At 63.8% G+C, this 19,491-nt stretch carries 16 protein-coding genes; 7 read left to right on the top strand and 9 right to left on the bottom strand.

Annotation, left to right across the window (positions count from 1 at the left end; genetic code table 11):
* Window positions 1-35: 35 nt before the first annotated feature.
* The gene (locus NYQ88_RS02090) at window positions 36-473 is read left to right on the top strand and encodes a hemerythrin domain-containing protein (RefSeq protein ID WP_275653338.1); all 438 of its coding nucleotides are present in this window, start codon (window positions 36-38) and stop codon (window positions 471-473) included.
* Entirely contained in the window at window positions 470-1,822 is a 1,353-nt protein-coding gene (gene hemN, locus NYQ88_RS02085) for an oxygen-independent coproporphyrinogen III oxidase (RefSeq protein ID WP_275653337.1), read from the top strand. Before NYQ88_RS02090 ends, hemN begins: the two co-directional genes overlap by 4 nt.
* A gap of 3 nt (window positions 1,823-1,825) precedes the next feature.
* Here hemN and nadE read toward each other — a convergent pair whose 3' ends face one another.
* From nadE to NYQ88_RS02055, 6 genes are all read right to left on the bottom strand, one after another.
* Window positions 1,826-2,791 carry an NAD(+) synthase gene (gene nadE / locus NYQ88_RS02080; RefSeq protein WP_275653336.1) on the bottom strand — a complete coding sequence of 322 codons (966 nt, stop codon included), beginning with the start codon at window positions 2,789-2,791 and terminating at the stop codon, window positions 1,826-1,828.
* A gap of 1 nt (window position 2,792) precedes the next feature.
* Window positions 2,793-4,328, bottom strand: a complete 1,536-nt coding sequence (locus NYQ88_RS02075; RefSeq protein WP_275653335.1) for an AMP-binding protein — start codon at window positions 4,326-4,328, stop codon at window positions 2,793-2,795.
* A gap of 14 nt (window positions 4,329-4,342) precedes the next feature.
* The gene (locus tag NYQ88_RS02070) at window positions 4,343-4,603 is read right to left on the bottom strand and encodes an acyl carrier protein (protein WP_275653334.1); all 261 of its coding nucleotides are present in this window, start codon (window positions 4,601-4,603) and stop codon (window positions 4,343-4,345) included.
* Window positions 4,604-4,629: 26 nt separating this feature from the next.
* A complete protein-coding gene (asnB, locus tag NYQ88_RS02065) occupies window positions 4,630-6,579 on the bottom strand; it encodes an asparagine synthase (glutamine-hydrolyzing) (RefSeq protein ID WP_275653333.1) in 1,950 nt (649 codons plus the stop codon).
* 114 nt (window positions 6,580-6,693) lie between these two features.
* Window positions 6,694-7,815 carry a hypothetical protein gene (locus tag NYQ88_RS02060; protein ID WP_275653332.1) on the bottom strand — a complete coding sequence of 374 codons (1,122 nt, stop codon included), beginning with the start codon at window positions 7,813-7,815 and terminating at the stop codon, window positions 6,694-6,696.
* 2 nt (window positions 7,816-7,817) lie between these two features.
* On the bottom strand, window positions 7,818-8,720 hold the full coding sequence (locus tag NYQ88_RS02055; RefSeq protein WP_275653331.1) for a GNAT family N-acetyltransferase: 903 nt from the start codon (window positions 8,718-8,720) through the stop codon (window positions 7,818-7,820).
* Between the two features lie 381 nt (window positions 8,721-9,101).
* On the opposite strand from NYQ88_RS02055, the gene NYQ88_RS02050 reads away from it, so the two are divergent.
* Genes NYQ88_RS02050 through NYQ88_RS02030 form a run of 5 tightly spaced genes read left to right on the top strand, consistent with a single transcriptional unit; the run spans window position 9,102 to window position 15,056 of the window.
* On the top strand, window positions 9,102-10,574 hold the full coding sequence (locus NYQ88_RS02050; RefSeq protein ID WP_275653330.1) for a GumC family protein: 1,473 nt from the start codon (window positions 9,102-9,104) through the stop codon (window positions 10,572-10,574).
* Window positions 10,567-11,895 (top strand): O-antigen ligase, encoded by a 1,329-nt coding sequence (locus NYQ88_RS02045; protein WP_275653329.1) that lies wholly within the window; start codon window positions 10,567-10,569, stop codon window positions 11,893-11,895. Before NYQ88_RS02050 ends, NYQ88_RS02045 begins: the two co-directional genes overlap by 8 nt.
* Window positions 11,888-12,637 (top strand): polysaccharide deacetylase family protein, encoded by a 750-nt coding sequence (locus NYQ88_RS02040; RefSeq protein ID WP_275653328.1) that lies wholly within the window; start codon window positions 11,888-11,890, stop codon window positions 12,635-12,637. The genes NYQ88_RS02045 and NYQ88_RS02040 overlap by 8 nt, the downstream gene beginning before the upstream one ends.
* Window positions 12,634-13,872 carry a glycosyltransferase family 4 protein gene (locus NYQ88_RS02035; protein ID WP_275653327.1) on the top strand — a complete coding sequence of 413 codons (1,239 nt, stop codon included), beginning with the start codon at window positions 12,634-12,636 and terminating at the stop codon, window positions 13,870-13,872. Before NYQ88_RS02040 ends, NYQ88_RS02035 begins: the two co-directional genes overlap by 4 nt.
* The gene (locus tag NYQ88_RS02030) at window positions 13,872-15,056 is read left to right on the top strand and encodes a glycosyltransferase family 4 protein (protein ID WP_275653326.1); all 1,185 of its coding nucleotides are present in this window, start codon (window positions 13,872-13,874) and stop codon (window positions 15,054-15,056) included. Before NYQ88_RS02035 ends, NYQ88_RS02030 begins: the two co-directional genes overlap by 1 nt.
* On the opposite strand, the gene NYQ88_RS02025 is transcribed toward NYQ88_RS02030, so the two are convergent.
* From NYQ88_RS02025 to NYQ88_RS02015, 3 genes are read right to left on the bottom strand one after another with little or no spacing between them, the layout of a single operon-like run.
* Window positions 15,032-17,194 carry a glycoside hydrolase gene (locus NYQ88_RS02025; RefSeq protein WP_275653325.1) on the bottom strand — a complete coding sequence of 721 codons (2,163 nt, stop codon included), beginning with the start codon at window positions 17,192-17,194 and terminating at the stop codon, window positions 15,032-15,034. The genes NYQ88_RS02030 and NYQ88_RS02025 overlap by 25 nt on opposite strands.
* Window positions 17,181-18,179, bottom strand: coding sequence for a glycosyltransferase family 2 protein (locus tag NYQ88_RS02020; protein ID WP_275653324.1), 999 nt, complete (start codon window positions 18,177-18,179; stop codon window positions 17,181-17,183). The genes NYQ88_RS02025 and NYQ88_RS02020 overlap by 14 nt, the downstream gene beginning before the upstream one ends.
* On the bottom strand, window positions 18,176-19,477 hold the full coding sequence (locus NYQ88_RS02015) for a lipopolysaccharide biosynthesis protein (protein WP_275653323.1): 1,302 nt from the start codon (window positions 19,475-19,477) through the stop codon (window positions 18,176-18,178). Before NYQ88_RS02015 ends, NYQ88_RS02020 begins: the two co-directional genes overlap by 4 nt.
* Between the last annotated feature and the right edge of the window lie 14 nt (window positions 19,478-19,491).

Here is a 19,491-nt window from a genome sequence, read left to right as displayed (position 1 = left end):
CAGCTCCAGAAATAGTTCTGGTGCGGAGCACAAGCATGGCCAAGCCGTCGCCCCCGATGGGCGCGCTGCATGCAGCCTATCAAGAGATGTTGGCCATCTGCGATGGTCTCGAGGCGCTGGCCGACGCCCTGCCCGGGCGCGTCGACGCCGCGCTTTGCCACCGGCTGATCGAGGGGCTGGAGCCCAGCCTCAAGACGCTGCAGACGGCCGAAGCGGCCCGACTGTTCCCGCTCCTGCTCATCAGCGACCCCGACGCGGTCGAACGCCGCCAGAAGGCGCAGCGCGCTGACACGGCCGCCGCCGCGGAGGTGAGCGATGCGCTGCGCGCCCTGATGCGTGGCGAACCCCGGCCCTCCGCCGATGCGCTCGGCTATTTGCTGCGCGCTTTTTTTGACAGCATGCGGCGCCATGTGGCGACCGAAAGTGAATGGCTGCGCCTTCTGGCGCTGGACCCTGAAAGGATCGCCAATTGACCCCGACGGCAGACCTTGTCGAACGCTATTCGACGCCCGTACCGCGCTACACCAGCTATCCCACCGCGCCCCATTTCCACGCCGGGGTGACCAACAGAACCTATGCCTCCTGGCTGCAGGGCCTGCCGGCCGACGCCACGATTTCGCTTTATCTCCACATCCCCTATTGCGACCGGCTGTGCTGGTTCTGCGGCTGCCAAACCAAGCACACGCTGCGCTACGAGCCGATCGCCGACTATCTGCGCGCCCTTTATGCCGAGATCGACTGGGTATCGGCCCAGCTGGACGGCCGCGGACTGGTGGCGGCCATCCATCTCGGCGGCGGTTCGCCGACAATGCTGAAGCCGGCCGACCTGCTCGCCCTGCGGGCGCGGCTCGCCGAGCGCTTCACCATCGCCCCGAAAGCAGAAATCAGCATCGAGATCGACCCCAACGACATCGACGACGGCCGCTATGACGCCATGGCGCAGTTCGGGCTGACCCGGGCCAGCATCGGCGTGCAGGATTTTGATCCCAAAGTGCAAAAGGCGATCAACCGGCTGCAGAGTTTTGAGGATACGCGCGACGTGGTCGCGGCGATGCGCCAGCGCGGCGTGCGCTCGGTCAATCTCGATCTCCTCTATGGCCTGCCGTTTCAGACCCAGGAGGGGCTGGCGCAAACCATCAGGGCGGCGCTGTCGCTCAATCCGGATCGGGCGGCGCTCTTTGGTTATGCGCATGTGCCGTGGATGAAGACGCATCAGAAGATGCTCCCGGAGGATGCACTGCCGGGCAAGCACGATCGGTTCGCCCAGGCGCAACTGGCTGCGGATTTGCTGGTCGCGGGCGGCATGGAGCCCATCGGTTTTGATCATTTCGCAGTGCCGACCGATAGCCTCGCCATAGCGGCGCGGACCGGCACGCTGAAGCGCAATTTCCAGGGCTATACCGATGATGCCGCCGATGCGCTGATCGGGCTCGGGGCCTCGGCCATCGGGCAGATGCCGCAGGGCTATGTGCAGAATATCACCGCCACCGGCGATTATTCCCGCGCTGTGCTGGAAGGCGGCGTTGCCGTGGCGCGGGGCTTTGCCCTGACCCCGATCGATCGGCTGCGGGCAGAGGCGATTTCAGCTCTGCTCTGCCGCTATGCCCTCGACCCGAGGGACCTTGAGGGTTTCTGGGGCGGCGGCAAGGCACTGATGGAGGAAGCGCGACAGATCGCCCTGACCGATGTGGACGGGATGACCGCCATGGACGGCGAGTGCTTCGTCGTGACGGAAAAAGGAAAACCCTTCGTGCGCACCATCGCGGCCCAGTTCGACACCTATCTCGCCGCCGGAATGGGCCGGCACTCGCTGGCGGTGTGATGCTTATTCCACCAGCAGTGGCGGCAGGCTGAGGTAGCGTGTCGCCACACGCTTGCGTGCGATGTCGGCCCAGACGGCATCGACCTGCTCCGGCGTCAGGCCAGCGGCCTCCGCCACCTCTTCGCGCGGAAGACTATTGTTGAGGCCGAAGAGGCAAAGATCCATCCGGTCATAGGGGAGCGCGAAGTAAAACTCTTCCTGGCTCTGCGCCATCGACCAGGTGTCGGTGGTCGGCGGCCGTCGGCAGATGGCTTCGGGCACGCCCATATGGGCGGCCAGCTGATAGACCTGAGACTTATAGAGATGGGCGATGGGTTTGAGATCCGCCGCGCCGTCGCCGTTCTTGACGAAGAAGCCCTGGTCGTATTCGAGCCGGTTCGGGGTTCCTATGACGGCATAATTGAGCCGGTCGGCGTGATAATATTCCATCTGCTTGCGGGTGCGCTGCTTCATATTGGTGGCAGCGATGATGCCCTGATAGGCCTCGGCGGTGAGCCGGATTTTTTGCGTCTCGCCAGTGGGCGATTGCACCACCAGCGAGGAAATGGCGATGCCACCGCCCGAGAGCGGATCGGCAATGACGACCTTGCAGCCCCAACCCTCGCCAAACTCGGGCACCAACGTGCGGATGAAAGTGTCGCGGCGCGAATAGCACCCCATGGCCGCCAGCGCTGGGCCGATGTCTTCCACTTCGGCGGTAAAGCCGAAGGTGCTGGCTATCTGCCGTCCGAGCTCGAGGCTCTCGGGATCGGAGTCATTCTCCGGCATGAAAATCCCAAAGACCCGCTCAGGCCCCACCGCCTTCACAGCCAGCGCGGCGCAGAGGCTGGAGTCGATGCCACCCGAAAGACCGAGCACGAGGCCGCGCCGCTTGAGGTCGGTGCGCAATTGATTGCGCATGGCGCTGGTGATGCGCGCAATTTCGGCCTCGGCGTCGATGACCAGAGTTTGGGGCGACAATCGGCTCATCTCAGGAACTCTCCAGGCTTTCGGCGGCAAGACGGCGGCTAACCTTGCCCGTATCGGTCTTGGGCAGGCTGTCGCGGAACTCAACGGATTTGGGCACCATGAAATCCTCAAGATTTCGGGCGCAGTGACGGATGACATCGCGCTCGCCGAGCTCGGGATCGGATTTCACCACGATGGCATGGATGGCATGGCCCAGCACGGGATCGGCCTTGCCGACCACCACGGCTTCAACGACGCCCGGGCAGGAGACGAGCACCGCCTCGACCTCCTTGGGCGCAACCTTCTCGCCGCGGGTCTTGATGATGTCGTCGGTGCGCCCGACGAAATACAAAAAGCCCTCGTCATCGGCGTAGAAGAGATCGCCGGTGTAGAGCACTTTTTCCCAGGGGTTCGGGCCCGGGCGGAGGGCCTTTTCGGTGGCCTCAGAATTCTGCCAATAGCCCTGCATGACATGGGGCCCGCGGATGACCAGCTGGCCGACCTCTCCCGGCGCGACACGCTTGCCATCATCGTCGACGACAAAGGCTTCGGTATTGGGAATGGCGATGCCCACCGAGCCCGGCTTGTCGTCCAGCCGCGACGGCGGCAGATAGGTGCAGCGCTTGCACTCGGTCAGGCCATACATGGAGAAAATGGTCGTGCCGGGCAGCAGCACCCGCAGCCGCTCGATATGGGCGGGCGGCAGCGCGGCGGCGGTATTGGAAATATAGCGCAAATCGGGGAACGAGCCGGGCTCCAGATCCTTCATATTGAGGATCATCGCCGCCATGGTCGGCACCAGCGGCAGGCCGCTCACCTTCTCGCGCCGCATGATCTCGAAGATCGCCGCCGGAAAGGCGAAGGACTTTTCGATGACCAGCGTGGCGCCGAGCTTGACCGCCATCAAGAGCTGATAGAGCCCATAGTCGAAGGCCAGCGGCAGCACGTTGAGGATGATGTCATCCTCGGTGTTTTCGAGATAGGTGGTTATCGAAGTCGCCGCCGCCTCGATATTGCGGTGGTTCATCATCACGCCCTTGGGCCGGCCGGTGGAGCCGGAGGTGTAGATGAGCATGGCCAGATCGCTGTCGATGCCGCCATGATCCCGCCGGACCGCCGGCGCCGCCAGAAGCGTTTCGAGCTGCACCGCATGGGGCAGCGCGGCGCTTTCACCGGCTGAGATGATCACCGAAAAGTCGGCCCCTTCCCCAATCGCCTCAGCCACCGCCCCGGCAAGCCGGGCCTGGGTGATGATGGCCTGCGCCTGGCAATTGCCGGCGATGAAGGCCAGCTTGTCCGGCTTGGTCGAGGGATTGATCGGGCTGAAAGTCGCGCCGGCCTTGAGCACGGCAAAGATCGCCACGGCCGCTTCCCAGCCATTATCGAGATAAATCAGCACCCGATCATCGCGACGCACGCCATAGGCGACGAGCCCCGCGGCCAGACGGTCGCTGAGATCATCAAGTTCGGCATAGCTCAGCCGCCGCTCGCCCACGACAAGCGCGGTCTTGTCCGGCAGCCGGGCGGCGCTATGGCGCAGGAAGTCCTCGACGCGCATGGTCGGTCCCCGCCTCAGGCGGCAGCGCTCTGCTGCTTTTTCTCGATATAGGCGGCGATGGCGCCGACGCTGTCGAGATTGGCCGGGATGATCTCGCTGTCGGCGACCTTGATCCCAAAACTCTGCTCGATGTGGAACACCAGCTCGAGCACGCCAGTGGAATCCACATAACCATTGTCGATCAGCGAGGTGGTGTCCTCGATCGGCTGGCTGGTATCGCCGAAGAGGAAGTTCTCGACGATGAAGTCACGGATATTGGCCTTGATATCAGTCATTGTTGTCCCGTTTTGCCGCTGGTTCGTCACTCTGCTGCCTGGGTGGCAGCATTCGGCCACCGGGTGAATTCCCGGTGCCAGATCTGGGTAGAAAGAATACCGACATAGGCGGTGTTGTCCCGAAAGCCCTCGACCCCACTGGTGCCGGCCTTGGCGACGAGCTTGGCCACGGCCTTGGGGTTGAAGAGCCCGGTGTCCTCTATGGCTTGAGGCGAGAGAAGCTCGCGCACATAGTCCGGCGCATCGGCCGTCGCAAAGGCCTGGCTGTCAGGCGCGCGATAGGGTTGCTTGGTGCGATTGTTGATCGCCTCGGGCAACAGGTGCCGCGTTGCCCGCCGCAGGATGTGCTTTTCGACCAGCCCCTTGAGCGTCAGTTTTGGCGGCAGTTTTGCCGCCAGCGCCATCACCCGGTGGTCAAGGAAGGGAAAGCGCCCCTCGATGCCGTGGGCCATGGCCATCCGGTCGCCCTGCGAGGAGAGAATATAGCCTGGAAGCAGGAACCGGCTTTCAAGATATTGCGCCTGATGCTGGGGATGCCAGTGGGCGAAGCGGCTGGGAAGAGTTTCCGCCAGCGCGGCCGCCGCATCGTAATCGCCCAGGGATTGGCGCAGATCCGCCGAGAAGAAAATCTTTGCCGCCGCCGTCGAACGATAGCGCGGACGATGGGAGGCAAGAGGATCGGTGAGGAGATCCGGCGTCACCCCGAAAAAGGCTGTCAGATAATCAGCCGACTGGTTCTGGAGCCCCGGAAGATAGGGATAGAGCCGCTTGAACAGCAGCGGTCGGCGCGCCGAACCGGGCTGCCCCGCCGCAAAGCGACGGACCTTGTCTTCCTTGAAAATGTCGTAGCCGGCAAAAACCTCGTCGGCGCCCTCCCCGGTCAGCACCACCTTGATGCCGTTGTCCCGCACAAGGCTTGAAAGGCGATAGAGCGGCGCGGGCGCGGTGCGCACGATGGGTCGCTCGGTATGGGCGATGACGGCAGGAAAGGCCGCCGCAATATCCCCATTGCTGCAGGAAATGGCGCGGTGGTCCGTGCCCAGAGCCGCAGCCATGATCGCCTGGAATTGGGTCTCGTCATGCTCGGCGCTCTCAAAGCCCACCGAAAAGGTGGAGAGCTTCTGCTCCGTGTGCCGCAAAGCCAGAGCGGCAGTGATGGCAGAGTCGAGGCCGCCGGAGAGATAGGCCCCCACCGGCACGTCGGCCCGCATGCGAATACGGGTAGCGTCATCGAGCAGCGCCAGGACCTCATCGGCCAGCGCGTCCTCGGAACGTGTGTCATACCCATCCGCGCGATCGGGGAAGTCGAAATCCCAATAGCGCTGGATACGGGTCTGCCCGTCTTCGATCACCATGAAATGGCCGGGCGGCAGTTCCAGAATGCCCTGAAAGCCGGTGAGCGGCGCCAAAGGCGCCCAGAGCGTAAAGATCTCGTCGAGCGCCACCGGGTCGATCTCGGCCTCGATGCCGGGAACCGCCAGCAACGCCTTGATCTCGGACGCAAAAAAGATGCCCTCGCGCCGCCGCGCATAAAACAGCGGCCGCACGCCGACACGGTCGCGGGCGAGGAACAGGCGGCGGCGCTTGCCGTCCCACAGCGCAAAAGCGAAGTCGCCATTGAGCTTTGCAAGACACTCCACGCCATGCTCGGCGTAAAGGTGCAACAGAACTTCGGTGTCGCTGCCGGTGCGGAACACATGGCCATTGGCCTCGAGCTCCTGGCGCAGTTCGACGAAATTGAAAATCTCGCCATTATAGGCGAGCATCAGCTCCGGACCTTCGAGCGCCATGGGTTGCTGTCCGTAGGCAATGCCGACGATCGACAGGCGCCGATGCCCCAGGCCAATGCCCGGCGCCGCCCAGACACCACTGGCGTCCGGCCCGCGATGGGCAATGGTATCGGTCATGGCGCGCAAAAGCGCTTGCCCCTGCTCAGGGGCAAGTTCAGTGCCGCAATATCCAGCAACCCCACACATAGGAGTTCTGCCTCTCCGTTCCACTTCGGAATATTACAGGACGCGAGCCCTGATTAGGATGCTTCCAACTGTTCTACTCTCTTTGCATTTTGCAAAGGAGATTAAGATTCACAGTTAAGAAAACTCGTGACCGACCAGTCTCGACCATCTTTCGCCCACCACTCCATTGAAGTGCGCATCGCCGTTCTGAAAGCGCGCCACCAAGCCCTTGTCAGCGCTGGAAACAACGCTCGCCCCATGACGGAACATCAAACAGCGACGTTCGAGAAGAGCATCAAAGAGGGCTGGGCTGGTGCGGCCGCGCACGGCCACGGCACCACGCGCGGCCGCATCCTTGAGAAGGCAGTCGATGACAAGACCGGCATGGCTGGGCGCCGCTAGAATATCGAGGACCCGCGCCGTGGCGCCTTCTCGCTCATAATAGGCAAAGGCCCCGAGGCGCTTGCCGCCGCGGGCAACAACCGCGCCGAGGCGCAGCTGTCCCTGGCCGGACTTATGATGCAGGTCGTCGCCGAGCTGCTCGAGCGCAGCATCGGTCCACGCCCGGCGGATGGCAAAGCTGTCGGTAAAATCCACGACCGCAGACAAAAAGCCCTCGGTCGACAGGTCGTCGACGCCGACATTGCCGGGCAGCTTGAAATCCTCGGGAAAACTCGCCCAGCGCAACTCTGCCTTTTCGGCGCGCGCTCGTCGCACCCGACCGTCGGCGAGGCGAGCCAAGCCCGCCATGAGACCGAAAGCGGGCACCCGTCGCTGCGCCGTTTCGAGCGCAAAACCGCCCGGCCGGATGACGCGCACCCAATCGAGGCTATGGCGGGAGAGAACGTCCCCGCGCAACTGCCGCCACATCGACAGGGTGGCGTCGCCTGCCGTCTCACTGAGCGACACGTCCTGGGCACCAGCCAGGAAGGATTTGAGAAGGCGCGCTCCCGCGAGCGGGTCGGCGTCATGCCCGTCGACCATCAGTGCGCCGCAGACCGCCGCCTTGAGCGAGCGCCCCTCGAAAGTCATGGGCTGGGCGGTGACGCCGATGAACCCGGCAATGTCGCCCCCATCACGCTCGTAGACGAGGGAGGGCATGGCCGGATCGGCATAGGGGCCGGAGACAAACAACAGGTCGAGATAATCGCGCAGCTGCGCGCTGGGCGCCGCTGAAGAATGGCGCAACTGCCGCTGGAACAGATGCGCGACGGCGCCGACGTCGGCGGCAGCCAATGGTCGGATCTGGGCAGTCATGGTCAGAAAAAGTCCGTCATCAACCGGCTCCAGCCTTCTCCGGCCAGGCCACCCATGTAGATCTCGTTGCGCTCGATGGCCGTCTTGACGCTATCGAACCGGGTGGCGACGCAGGAAAAGCTGCGGTGACGGAAGCTTACACCCCGATGGGGCGACAGGGCGCCGACCATATGCGGCTGGGCGCCACCGCTCGCCTCGACCGCTCCCCATGCACCGAGCTCGGCGAGCATGGTGGCCGCAACCGCCGCTTCCTTGCCGCCGAAAGCCAGAAGGTCGAGCACGCGCACGGATTTGCGCGGACCGAAATAGGCGGCAAGGCATCCGACATAATCGCCCGTTCGGTCGATGAAGCCGAAATAGCGCAGCGTCCCCAGACGGGTGTTTTCTTCGGCAAGACCAAGCAGATGCAAAAGCTCATCCTGCGTCCAGTCCGGGCGCACCGGGAACCGCGCGATCATCCCGGGGACGAGCGCTGCGAATTCTTCCCGGCCGATTTCCGTCATCTCGAGCCGCTTCTGCGGCGCCGGCCGCGGGCGCAGCGCCTCAATGCTTCGATCGGCCAGGTCGGTCAGGCCATCGACCACCGCAGGCAGTCTCACCTTTCGGGCGATGGCACTGACCGGCTTGAAACGGCAGCGCCAGTCGAGCGCCTGCACGGGCAGGCTCGCCCCGCCACCGGCCAGCCAATGGCCAACGCCTTCATGCGAGCCGCTGTCGGTGAACAGGAGGTCCTGATGGCGCGCTCGCAGCGACATCACAACCCGGGCAGCCGCCTTGGGATAACGCTTGTCGGCCATGAAGGCGCAGGTCAGCTTTGCGGTCACGACCTCGTCGTAAATGCGGTAGCGCATCGGCACGAAGGCGATGGCGGCGCCGATCTGGCCGGGCGCAATATCGCTGACCAAGCCACCACCCGCGTGGCGCCCTTCCAGAAATAACGCGCTGAAATATTGGGAGAATCCCGCCCTGTTTCCTTTACCGCCACGAAAGACGTCGAAGAACAACGTCTCGATCTGTGGCAAGTCATCACGGGTAATGGGGCGCAAATGCCGCGATTGTGACATTGCGGGCTCGTTGGGAGTGCTTACAGTTCGAATTTCGTCGGACAGCATGTCGCACCAGATCTCATCTCGGTACGCTTCCAATATCATGATCGCAGGACAGCAGACTTTTCTTTGCTGAAGGCAGTTAACAAAGATCGTCTTAACTACCTTGCGGAAAAGGCGCTGAGTTTGGCACCGACGTGATTTATAAGCGGACCGGCATTCAATGACGGGCAAAACTGCATGTATCAGCCTCTCCAGTCGGATATGCGCACGCCCCCCGGGAGTGGCAGCACTGTCCACACGCTCGATGCCGGCCGCGCCTATGAGGGGCAGGACCGTCGCCGGGAACAGGCTGCCCCCGTGAACGTCCTCGATACCATCACCCCTATGCTCGTCATCGAGTGGCTGCGCCGCTTCTGGCTCGCCATCCTGGCGCTCGCCGTGCTTGGCGCCATCGTCGGTTTCGGCGCGGGCACCTTGGTCAAGCCGCGCTTCACCAGCTATTCCGATATCCTGCTCGACCCCACGAGCCTCCAGATCGTTGCCGACGACCTCTACACAAGCAATATCCAGGGCGAGGCCCAGTTGCTTGAGGTCGAGAGCAAGATGCGCGTGCTGGGCTCGACAAACGTGCTGGCGCGCACCGTGCGTGACCTTGGCCTCGATAATGACCCCGACCTGATGGAGCCGGAATTCGCCCTCTTTGGCGCGGCCAGTGCCGGGGAAGACAATTTTACCGCCGCCGTGCGCGCGCTCTCCGAGCGTGTCCGCATTCGCCGCGAGGAACGCTCCTATATCGTCACCGCCTCGGTCTGGGCCCGCACGCCGGAACAGTCGGCCGTGCTGACCAATGGGCTCATCACCGCCTTTCTGGCCGAGATGGCCGAAGCCGAGGCCGATGGCGCCCGCAATGCGTCCGCCGCCCTCACCCAGCGGCTGGACGAATTGCGCACCGATGCCGAGAGCGCCGAAGCGGCCGTCGCCGCCTATCGGCGTGAAAACGGCTTGCAGATGACCGGCGCCGACCAGCTCAGCACGCAGTCTGCCGTGCAGCTCAACACCCAGATCGCCGCGGCGCGACAGGCGCTGATCGATGCAGAGGCGCGCTATGCCGCGCTCTCGGCAGGCGGCGATACGCTGATCTCCACCGCCCCCCTCGAATCCACCGCGCTGGCCGGCATGCGCACCCAATATGCGACCGCCCGCCAGGAAGCGGACGCACTGGCCGCCACTCTTGGTCCTCGGCACCCAAGCCTTGCCACGGCGCGCGCCCAGCTCACCGCGCTGCAGAGCGAGATCGACCGCGAAACCCGCCGCCTTATCGAAACCGCGCGCCGCGAACTGGCGCAGGCCAGAAGTGTCGTTGACCAGCTCGAGGTCGCTGCCACCGAACAGATGGGCGCCGTCTTTACCGACGACCAGGCCCAGCTTCAGCTGCGCCAGCTTGAGCGTGCCGCCGCCTCCAAGGTTGGTATCTACGAAGCCTATTTCGAACGGGCTCAGCAGATCGCCCAGCGCAGCGAGCTCAGCACCAATAATGTCCGCGTCATTTCCCCGGCCATTCCGCCCATCAGCCGCAGCTACCCGCCGCGCACCGTTCTGCTCATCGCCGCGGGACTGATCGGGGGTCTAGTCCTTGGTGTGGGACTGGCACTGATGCTTGGCCTTGGCCGTCTCTATTTCCCGCAGCGGCCCACGACCGCCGATGCCTGACGCGAACGGGTCAGGGCGCAGAGATGGTCTTGGAACGCTGGGCCATGGCCTGTTCGTCGCGATTTTCGCGTTTTACTGGATCACCATCTCCCCTTTTGTCGACCTGAGCGGAGCAGGCGCGGTCGACCCCGTCGCCGGCAATTCCAATCGCCTCAACCAATTGGTGACCTTCGGCCTTTTCGGCAGCCTGGTCCTGTTTTACTTCGTCCAGCGCCGCGGCGTCACCGTGCTCCAGCCCAAGCTCCTGATCGGGATCATCCTGTTCTGGATATTGCTCACCTCGGTCACTGCGCTTCACCCCGACCTTGCCTTCAAGCGGGCCGTGTTGATCGGTATCGTCGTCACCAATGCGGCGATCGTGCTCGTCCTGCCGCGAACGGAGGTCGACTTCGCGCGGCTCGCCGGCTACGTGATCATGCTGGCTCTGCTGATGAGCTATTTCGGCATCGCGTTCCGGCCCAACCTGGCCATCCACCAGGCCAGCGAAATCCGCGAGCCGATGAATGCTGGTCTGTGGCGCGGGATTTTCCCGCACAAGAATTCGGCAGCCGCCGCCATGGTGATCTCGGTCTTTTTCGGCCTTTTCATCGCCCGCGTCTGGTCCCGCGCCTTCGGCTGGACCATCATCATTCTTGCCGTTTATTTCCTCGCTCACACCGGCGGCAAAACCTCGACCCTGGTACTGCCCGCCATTCTGGTGCTCGGCGCGCTGGTGGAACGTTTCGGCTTCCTGCGCCTGCCCGTGATCCTCGGTGGCCTTCTCAGTTTCAACCTCGTCGCCGTGGGCGCAGCCGTGTCCGAGCCACTGCGTGAATTCGTCATGGGTCTCGGCGTTGATCCCACATTCACCAATCGCTCCGACATCTGGCGCTATGCCTTCAGCGCCATCGCCGAGCGCCCTTTCTTCGGCCACGGCCTGCAATCCTTCTGGCAGACCGAGAGCCAGGTCTATGGTGGCGGCACGCTCGAAACCTGGGCCGCAGCCGCCTATAACGGCCACAACGGCTATATCGACACACTGCTCGAGCTCGGCATTCCCGGACTGATCCTGACAGTCGTCTGGCTCGTGCTCCTGCCGATCCGCGATCTCGGTCGCGCCCAGCATCGGCAAAACAATCCGGCCATGACGCGGCTCTTCCTGCGCATCTGGCTCTATGCACTTCTGATTTCGTGCCTTGAAAGTCTGCTCTACCAGGGTGGGGACCCCTTGTGGTTCTGCCTGTTGTTTTCGGTTTTCGGCCTGCGTCTGCAAGGCTCGGCACGTCTCGTGCCCGCCGAACCGCGCCCGGCCGCCTTTGCGATGGTACCCAGGCATGCTTGAGCGTTTGATTGGCCGCGTCACCAACAGGCTACTGACCCGTCTGCCCGGTCCGGGCATGGATGTTCCCGCGCATACACCGGTCGTCAGTTTCACCTTCGATGATGTGCCCGACAGCGCCTTCCTGGAAGGCGCAAAAATCCTCGAAGCCCATGACGGTCGCGGCACCTTCTACATTGCCGGCGGCATCCTGGGGCGCGAGGAAGAAAGCCGAAGACTCATCAACGCCAAAGGCTGCGCGGAATTGGCGGCGCGCGGACACGAACTGGGCTGCCACACCTTCTCCCACATCAATTTGCAAAAGACACCACGCCAGGCGCTCGCAAAGGACCTCGATCGCAGCGCCAAGGCGCTGGGCGATATCGTGCCCGGCTATGTTCCGCGCAATTTCGCGGCACCATACAATGCCGGAGCTTTCCGCCATCGGCCCGAACTGGCTCGGCGCTTCCGGTCCGCCCGTGGCGGCATGCCCGGGATCAATCGCGGCCGGACCGATCGCACCTTCCTCAGGAGCTATCCGCTCCAGCAGCCCGAACAATCAGTTGCCGGCATGCATGTCCTGATTGACGAGCTGGTTGCAAAGCCAGGCTGGCTGATCTTTTTCGGCCATGACGTCTCCGACCGCCCGACCCCGTTTGGCTGCACACCGCAGAGCCTGGCGGCGCTCGTAGCTCATGCGCAAAATTCGGGCTGCGCCATACTCACCATCAACCAGGCTCTAGACCGCTTTGAGGCTGCCGCGTGAACGACCGACCACAGCGCCTGCTGGCCATAAACAACTATTTCTATCGTCGGGGCGGCGCCGAAGCCGTCTTTCTCGACCATATGGCGCTGTTTTCGGACGCCGGTTGGGATGTCGCCCCATTCGCCATGGAGGCGGAGAATAATCTCTCGACGCCCTGGTCGCGCTATTTCGTCTCCGAGATCGAATTCGGCAAGCAGCCCGGCCTGATGACCAAGCTGGGCCATGCCGGCAAAATCATCTATTCGCGCGAGGCGCAGCGCAATGTCTGGGCACTGGTCGAGACCTTCAAGCCCGACGTCGCCCACGCCCACAATATCTATCACCATCTGTCGCCGGCCATTTTCAGCACGCTGAGAGCGGCCGGTGTCCCGACGGTGATGACGGCCCACGACCTCAAGATCGCCTGCCCCTCCTACAAGATGCTGGCGCATGGCAAAATCTGCGAGAAATGCCGCAACGGCAATCTCACCCAGGTCATCGTCAATCGTTGCGCCAAGGATTCGCTGGCCCTCAGCGGCCTCCTGATGGTGGAGAGCGCGGTCCATCGTGCGCTTGGCCTCTATCGCAACAATCTCGACCGCATCGTTGTGCCCAGCCGGTTCTACAAGAACAAGTTCATCGAATGGGGTTGGCCCAAGGACATGCTGGTCCACATTCCCAATTTCGTTGATCCCGCATTCCTCACCGCCGAGCGGCAGGAAGAGGGCGATTATTATCTCTTCGCCGGGCGCCTCGCGCCGGAAAAGGGCATTGCCACGCTGATCGATGCCGCGGGCCGGAGCGGAATAAAGCTCATTGTCGCCGGTTCGGGTCCGGAAGAAGAAAGCCTCCGCGCCGCCGTGGAACAGAGTGGCGCCAACGTGGAGTTTGTCGGCCATGTCGCCGGGGCGCCGCTGCGCAAGCTGATCGGCGCCGCCCGGGCCCTCGTGCTGCCTTCGGAATGGTATGAGAATGCCCCCGTCAGCCTGCTTGAGGCCTATGGCATGGGACGGCCGGTCATCGGCACCGATATCGGGGGCATTCCGGAGTTGATCCTGCCCGGCGAGACCGGGCTCATCGCCCAGCCGGCCAATCCCGAAAGCCTTGCCGCGCAATTACGTGCGATGGAAGCTCGGGGCGCATTGGCGCGTGCAAAAATGGGCGCGGCCGGGCATGACTGGGTGCGCCACAATTTTTCGGCAAATGCCTATCGGGATCGGATGACCGATCTCTATTCAAGTCTGAGGGCAAACTGATGGAGCGGCGTCGCAAGCGCAGTTCAGTGACCATGCTGGGTCTGCGCGGCATCAACGGCCCGCAGGGTGGCGTCGAGACCCATGTGGGGGCGCTCGCGCCGCTTCTGGTGTCGCGCGGCTGGCAGGTGGGCGTTCTTGCCCGAAAACCCTATATGCCGGAAGGGTCCCAGACCTTCCGCGGCGTCGCTGTGGAGCCGATCTGGTCACCGCGTTCGACCAAATTCGAGGCCCTGGCCCACACCGGTCTCGGTGTCGCCCTCGCCGCCCTGCGCCGACCGGACATCCTGCATATCCATGCCATCGGCCCGGCACTGCTGACCCCGGCGGCGCGGCTCGCAGGCCTGCGCACCCTCGTCACCCACCACGGCTATGACTATGACCGGGACAAATGGGGCGGCCTCGCGCGCGAAGTGCTGCGTCAGGGCGAAAAGATGGGCATGCGCTGGGCCGACATGGCCGTCGCCGTGGCGGACAATGTCGCCCGCGATATGGAAGAGCGCTATGGCCGGCGGGTGGATTTCCTGCCCAATGGCGTGTTCATGCCCACAGGGCCGCAGGGCTCCGACGTGCTTGAGCGATTTGACCTGCAGGCCGGCGGCTATGTGCTCAATGTCTCGCGCCTTGTTCCCGAAAAGCGCCAGCTTGATCTCGTTGCTGCCTATGGGCAATTGTCGCGCCCCCATTTCAAGCTGGTGCTGGTCGGCGGCGCCGATCATCGCTCGCCCTACGAGGCCGAACTGCGTCGCGTCGCCGAGTCCACGCCCGGCGTGGTCATGACGGGCTTCCAGAGTGGCGCGGCGCTCAATGATCTCTTTGCCCATGCCGGGCTTTTCGTCCTGCCGTCGAGCCATGAGGGCATGCCCATTGCCCTGCTCGAAGCGCTGAGCCATGGCACGAAAGTGCTGGCCAGCGACATCCCGGCCAATCTCGGCGTCGGCCTCGACAAGGATCGCTATTTTGCCACTGGCGACCGCGTCGGCCTCGCCCAGCGGATGGCCCATGAAATGGCAAGCCCCATGGCCGAGCTCGACCGGCAGGCGCAGATCGACATGGTGCGGCGCAATTTCGCCTGGGACGGTGTGGCAGACGGATTGAGCGTGCTCTACGCCTCGCTGATGCGTCGGAAAAAGAGCGACGAGCCCCTGCGCATCCGAAACCCTCAGTCCCTCTCGATCACGAAATAGACCGTCGGCCCAACGTCAGGGACAAGGTTCTCGAGCCGCCAGTGGAGCCTGCCGTCTCCGCTGGCAAGTGGCTGGTGCACCACGCCGTCGAGCCCCATGGGTGACAAGCTCCAGGCCCCCTCGCCCTCAAATGTGAGCTCGAGGCTTGCCGGGCGGATGCGCACCGGCAGGCGGCCATAGTCTTCGATCACCTTCTCTTCTGCATCGGCAAACCGCATGCCGGTGTTATGCGCATCGCTGGCGAAGATGACGAGGATACGGTCGCTCTCGGCGAGAGATTTGTCGTCCAGCGCCGCAAGGGCAATCAGCGCGGGCGACGAAGCGTCGCCGATCTCAACCGGGCCGAGGCGCAGCGGTTCATCAAGCGTATCGAACGCCGCCGCGACAGTGCGGGCGGTGACCACATGCATCAGCCCCTTGTCGGGCATGATGGTGATCTCGCCTGTGTCGCTGCGAAAAATGCCCTGTCCTGCCAGATCGACCTGCTCAGGCGCGATAGCCCCCTCATGCGCCAGCCCCGCAATAAAGTCGCCCGCGCTGACGCCCTCGCGGTTCAGCGGCAGGCTATGTGCCTCCCCATCCCCCTCAACGAGGCCAATCCCGGTGAACGCGGCGAGCGCCGTTGCCCCCTCCGCTTCGCGCTGGTTGATCGCTGTGCCGAACCGCGCATCGACATCGATGGGCAGGCCGACCCGGCTTTGCGCAGGGGAAACATCGCCGCGCCGGAACAGGAGCGCCGCCAGCGTCTCGCCGGCGCGCGCAATGGGATCGAGCGCAATGGCGTAGGGCAGCATGTGCTGCTTGTGCGGCTGATCCTCGCCATAGCGCAGCACAATCGGCCCATGTCCATGCCGGCAGATGGCATCCCAGCCCTGAAAGGCGGCAATGGCCGGCACGGCTAGCCCGGCCTCATAGCGATGGCTGTTCCAGAACAGATGGTCATATTCAGTGAGAAGGAAGGGTTTTCCCAGCCAGCGCGTTCCCGCGGCAAGCCGTACATAGTCGAGTTCCCTGCCGATCGAGCTCGCCTGCTCAATGGCGGTGCCCGGCGCATAGCTCGATACCCAGTCGAAATAAATGTTCATCGCCACGGCGTCGAGCTGCGCGCGACTGACCGAGGCCTGGAGAATGGGCCAATTGTTGTAATTGGTGATTGCCCCCTCATAGCCCATGGCACGAAGATGGGCACTCATGGACACAACGCCCGCCTGCTCGATCTCGACGAAAAAGCGCTGCAGGTCCGGAAAGCGTGCATCGCTGCCCCAGCGATTAAGGGCGAGACCTATGGTCCCTGCCTCAAGGCTTTCTCCGGGCCACAAGCCACCCCAGGCTTTGGCCAGTGCGGCGCTGTCAGCATAGCGCTCCGCCAGCCAGAGATTGAACCGCTCACGCAAAAGCTCCGAATAGGCGGGCTCCCCCCGGCCCTCGGCGACGATATTGTCGAACTCGAGCCCCCCCTCGTTGACCAGCACCACCAGCGCCAGCGCCGGATCCTGGACCGGTGCGAGACCCGTATAGGGATTGACCGCGCCGAGGATCTTTTCCTGCAGGCGCTGCCAGTGCTCCATGCCGGCTTCGGAGAGGAGAATGTCCTGCTTGAGGCTTCCAACCCCGTCAAACCGATCGTCATACCCGCCGAGACCACCCCGGGCCGATGTCAGCCCGTCCATGACCCAGGAGATTCCTTCGCGCTTGAGCGCGGCGAGGAGATAGTGGAGGCGGTCCAGCATGTTGGGATCGAGATCGAAATCCCCGTCGCGACCGGCCATGAGCGTGGCCTCGACGAAATGGAACCGCGCCAGATTATAGCCATGCCGCGCCAGTTGGACGGCATAACGGTCGGCCTCGTCGTGATCGGGGAACGCGCCCGAGGCCGGGCTCCAGGCAAGGCTGGCGCAGTGCAGCCCGGCGGGGACATCCGGCTGGTCTCTGAACACAAACCGCCCATTGGCGATGCGCAGATGCCGATCCGGGCCAAGGCTGCCATTGGGCAGGATGGCGGAAAAATCGAGCGGACTGCCCGGCGCGATTTCAAGATTGATTTCGCGAACCGCGGGCCAGTCTTCGGCCCTGCCCATTTGCGTGGGCAGGAGGGTTAGCAGCGCCAGGGCCAGCGCCCGAACCCTAATTGCCGGCATCGGCGACCACGCGGCTCTCGATCCACGCCTTGGGATCCCGCCGCCGGGCAAAAAAGCCCAGGGGTAAGGCGGCCGCCATGAACAGCCAGGCCGTCACCGCATAGGCACCGAGTTTGAGGCTCTTGTGTTTCAGACTCATCGCGAGGACGACGAATGCAGCAAGGAGTATGCAGAGCCCGACCGCCAAAAGCTTGTTGGGCACGAAGATCAGCAGTGCCAGCATGAGCGCGAGCCCGCCATAGACCCCGGCCCAGAGCCGCAATTCGGGCAGCTCGCGCAAGAGGCTGTTCCAGTGGCTCTTTCCGAGGCCGGCCCGCAGCAATTCACCGACCCCGCGCAGATATTTGCTGCGCCAGCGCCGCAGCAGCAGCGCGTAGGCATTCATCCGATAGCCAAAATGCTGCACGAACCGCCTGTCGAGCCGGTGCAGCTGCCAGCCCTGGGCCCTCAGGCGCACCCCGAGGTCGAATTCTTCATAGCCGTGCAGATTGCGGTCCGAGAGATAGCCGGCCTCCTCCACCGCGGCGCGGCGATAGAGACCGCCGCCATTGAGCCGGTCGACCCGCCCCGCCTGATATTCCGCCCCACCCCGCGATTTGCGCCGCGCGAATTCGAGGTTTTCGAGGTTCATCTCCTCGACATGCCCCCCCACCCCGGCCACCTTGGGGTTGGCGCGTAAAAAGGCCGTCGCTTCACGGAGAAATTCCGGATCGAGGAGCATGTCCCCATCCATCAGGCACAAAAACTCGCCCTTGCTGTACTGGAACCCCAGTTGAGGACCGAGGCCACAGCTGGGCGCCTCGTCCGGCGCGATCTGCACCACTTTTACGCCGTAGCGCCCGGCGATCTCGACGGTGGCGTCGCGCGAGCCGCTATCGGCAATGATGACTTCATCCTCAGGCCCGATGGCGGCCAGCACGCTTTCTATGGTGGCCGCGATGTTGTCGGCTTCGTTGAGGGTCTTGATGAGGACGGAAACGCTCATTTGGACGGCACCGTGGCAAGATCGGATGAAATGGCGGCGCGGCGGTCTTTTTCGGCCAGGCGCAGCAACACCAGCCAGCCGGCCAGCGCCGTGCCCAGTTCGCTCGCATAGGTGGCGACGAACGTGCCGTTGATGCCATAGAACCAGGTCGCCAGCGCAATCACCACGCCGCCAAGCGCAACACCGCCATTAAAGACGATGGCACGCGGCAGATGATGGCCGGAAGCGCCCAGCGCCTCGACCGCTGTTGCCCAGCCGGCGATGAAAATGATCGATGGCGCCAGCAGCTGGGTATAGCCCGGCAGCGACACATATTCGGCCCCAAACAGCCAGGGCAGGATGGGCGCGGTGACGATAATGCCGACCACGGTCAGAACACTGATCCCCATCGAGGCGCCAAAAACCTTGCGGAAACGGCCCAGCGCATGGTGCAGACCTTCCTTGGTGGCCGCGGCAGAGCCCGGATAGACCAGCCGGTTGAGGGCCTCGACCGAAAGGTAGGCGCTGTCGATGATGCGGCGCGCCACCGCGTAGCTCGCGACAACCTCTGGATTGGCCAGCGCCGCGAGCAGCAGCAGGTCGACGTTCTGGCGCAATGCCCGCAGGATGAACGGCGTGGTGAACAGAAGGCCATTGCGCAGCTCTTCCCGCCGCACCACCCATTCCGGTGGCCCGAGGAACAGCACCGAGCGCACGGCAATCGCCGCGATGACGACATGGGCCGCAAAGGCCCAGACGATCCAGTCCGCCAGCGTATCAACGCCGAACACCATGCAGGCGAGCACCGCCGCGGCGAGCCGGCCCAGCGCGAAGAGGATCACATTGCGATTGGCGGCGGCGAAATTGGAATGGGCGATGAACACCTGTTCGACAAAGAGGATGACCCGCGTCAGCACGATATTGGTCACCAGCACCATCAGGATCAGCCCGAGATTGACCCAGAGATCGGCCGACAGCTGATAAATTCCCGGCAGGACCAGCATGCCGACGGCGATCATCGCCACCCCGCTCGCCCCGCCGAGCAGCAGATTATGTCCGAGAAACGATGCGTAAAGCGTCCGGTTGCGCGCCACCCGGCGAACCAGGGGCTCCGACCCGCCGAGCCCGCAGAGATGCACGGCGACGGCGGTGATCGCGGTCAGGGCGATGAAGACGCTGAATTCCTCCACGCCCAGCGACCGGGCGAGAATGGCAAAGGTCAGCAGTTGCGCAAGGCTGGACACCATCAGGCTTCCGCCCGAGGCGATATAGGAGAGCCCCATCGGGAGCAGTTTGCGCAGCCGCAGCGAAATGGACATGAGATCTTGGGCTA

The sequence above is a fragment of the Devosia sp. SD17-2 genome, assembly GCF_029201565.1.
Lineage (GTDB): Bacteria > Pseudomonadota > Alphaproteobacteria > Rhizobiales > Devosiaceae > Devosia.
The sequence above is the reverse complement of the archived record's forward strand: the minus strand, read 5'-3'. Positions and strand labels throughout refer to the sequence as shown.

Bases quoted from the DNA above. Each gene is read 5' to 3' on its own strand.
- NYQ88_RS02045 (WP_275653329.1), top strand. From the start codon at position 10,567: ATGCCTGACGCGAACGGGTCAGGGCGCAGAGATGGTCTTGGAACGCTG.
- NYQ88_RS02040 (WP_275653328.1), top strand. From the start codon at position 11,888: ATGCTTGAGCGTTTGATTGGCCGCGTCACCAACAGGCTACTGACCCGT.
- nadE (WP_275653336.1), bottom strand. From the start codon at position 2,791: ATGAGCCGATTGTCGCCCCAAACTCTGGTCATCGACGCCGAGGCCGAA.
- NYQ88_RS02050 (WP_275653330.1), top strand. From the start codon at position 9,102: ATGTATCAGCCTCTCCAGTCGGATATGCGCACGCCCCCCGGGAGTGGC.
- NYQ88_RS02075 (WP_275653335.1), bottom strand. From the start codon at position 4,328: ATGCGCGTCGAGGACTTCCTGCGCCATAGCGCCGCCCGGCTGCCGGAC.
- NYQ88_RS02060 (WP_275653332.1), bottom strand. From the start codon at position 7,815: ATGACTGCCCAGATCCGACCATTGGCTGCCGCCGACGTCGGCGCCGTC.
- NYQ88_RS02090 (WP_275653338.1), top strand. From the start codon at position 36: ATGGCCAAGCCGTCGCCCCCGATGGGCGCGCTGCATGCAGCCTATCAA.
- NYQ88_RS02070 (WP_275653334.1), bottom strand. From the start codon at position 4,603: ATGACTGATATCAAGGCCAATATCCGTGACTTCATCGTCGAGAACTTC.
- NYQ88_RS02030 (WP_275653326.1), top strand. From the start codon at position 13,872: ATGGAGCGGCGTCGCAAGCGCAGTTCAGTGACCATGCTGGGTCTGCGC.
- NYQ88_RS02020 (WP_275653324.1), bottom strand. From the start codon at position 18,179: ATGAGCGTTTCCGTCCTCATCAAGACCCTCAACGAAGCCGACAACATC.
- NYQ88_RS02015 (WP_275653323.1), bottom strand. From the start codon at position 19,477: ATGTCCATTTCGCTGCGGCTGCGCAAACTGCTCCCGATGGGGCTCTCC.
- NYQ88_RS02025 (WP_275653325.1), bottom strand. From the start codon at position 17,194: ATGCCGGCAATTAGGGTTCGGGCGCTGGCCCTGGCGCTGCTAACCCTC.
- asnB (WP_275653333.1), bottom strand. From the start codon at position 6,579: ATGTGTGGGGTTGCTGGATATTGCGGCACTGAACTTGCCCCTGAGCAG.